At 71.6% G+C, this 1,471-nt stretch carries 2 protein-coding genes and 1 pseudogene; all 3 read left to right on the forward strand.

The genetic code is table 11. The features are described 5' to 3' along the window. Positions 1-97 precede the first annotated feature (97 nt). Positions 98-334 (forward strand): hypothetical protein, encoded by a 237-nt coding sequence (locus tag G5C51_RS43890; protein ID WP_338118513.1) that lies wholly within the window; start codon positions 98-100, stop codon positions 332-334. A 298-nt stretch (positions 335-632) separates the two neighbouring features. After that, positions 633-1,121: pseudogene (locus G5C51_RS44200) on the forward strand (alpha/beta hydrolase fold domain-containing protein); the annotation flags it as partial. Positions 1,122-1,202: 81 nt separating this feature from the next. Next, positions 1,203-1,471, forward strand: a 269-nt coding sequence (locus G5C51_RS44205) for a Vgb family protein (protein ID WP_420824920.1), incomplete at its 3' end; no start/stop codon positions are given.

Genomic DNA, 1,471 nt, shown 5'->3' on the forward strand with positions numbered 1-1,471 from the left:
GCCGGCTCCACCGCCAGATGCGGCAGCCGCCGGGGAGCCGTGGTCCGGTGGCGATGGCGGTGCCAGTGCCGGTGGCGGTCCTGCCATTCGCGGGACTGTGCGCGATGCGTACGGGGTGCCGCTGGGGCGGTGCGCGCTGACGCTGCTGTCCGCGTCCGGGCGGCGGCTGGCCAAGGGGCGGTCGGCCGATGACGGGAGCTTCGAGCTGGCGGCTCCGGGCAGCGGCTCGTACACGCTGGTCGCCACCTCACAGGCGCTGGGCGCGGCGAGCGCGAGTGTGCTGGTGGGGACGCGGGCGGTGGAGGTGGAGCTGCGGATCAGCCCGGAGGACTGAGGGCGCGGATTTGCCGTTGCAGTCGGGTGCCCCGACGAACGATCGTGGTGGTGAGGTCGCAGTCCTGCGGCCTCACCGCCGCCATGTTGGAGGACCCGTGCAGACCACCACCATTCCGGCCACGCCCGAGCAGGCTGCTATTGGACGCGACCGGACGGGCGGGCTGTTCACCGCTGAGCTTCCGGCCGACGCCCGGATCGACGGCGAGTGGGTCACCGCGCCGGGGGCGACCGGGGAGGGCGCCGTCGTGTACGTCCACGGTGGCGGCTTCCAGCACACCGATCCTGAGCGGGAGCGGGTGCTCGCGTATCACTTCAGTGCGGCTGCCCGGCGGCCCGCGCTGCGGGTGGAGTATCGGCTGGCGCCCGAGCATCCGTATCCGGCGGCGCTGGAGGATGCGCTGGCGGCGTATGGGGAGGTGCTGCGGCGGGGGATTCCGGCTGAACGGGTTTTGTTTGTCGGGGAGTCGGCGGGGGCGACTTTGATTCTCTCGATGCTGCTGGAGCTGAAGCGCACGGGGCGCTCGCTGCCCGGCGGGGCGGTGGCCATCTCTCCGTCGACCGATCTGACGCTCTCGAGTGAGTCGCTGACGGCGAATGACGGGAAGGACGTCATCAGCCGTGCGGTGCTTACGACTGTTGCCGCCGACTATTTGGGCGGGGCTGATCCGGCGGGGGCGCCGCAGTCGCCGATCCACGGCAAGTTGGGCGGTCTGCCGCCGTTGCTCATCGCGGTGGGCGGCGACGAGATTCTGCTGGACGACGCCCGGCGTTTTGCCGCTGCCGCGGACGCGGCGGGGGTGAGTGTGCAGCTCGATGTGTACGAGGGCATGCCGCACGCCTTCCACCTGTCGGCGGAGGCGGGGACGCTGCTGGGCCGGATCGGGGACTGGGTCGAGGCTCCGGTGCGGGAGTACCCGGTGAGCGGGCCGAAGGCGGGGCCGTATGCGGTGGCGTCCGGGCCGGATGGCGCGCTGTGGTTCACGCTGGTGCATGAGGGCGGGATCGGGCGGCGGTCGGCTGGTGGGGAGTTGAGTCTTTATTCGGTCGGGGCGGGGCCGACGGTTATTGCGGCGGGGCCGGATGGGGCGATGTGGTTCTCGCAGTATCAGGACCATCGGATCGGGCGGATCTCGAT

The organism is Streptomyces coryli (assembly GCF_011044975.1).
GTDB lineage: Bacteria > Actinomycetota > Actinomycetes > Streptomycetales > Streptomycetaceae > Streptomyces > Streptomyces coryli.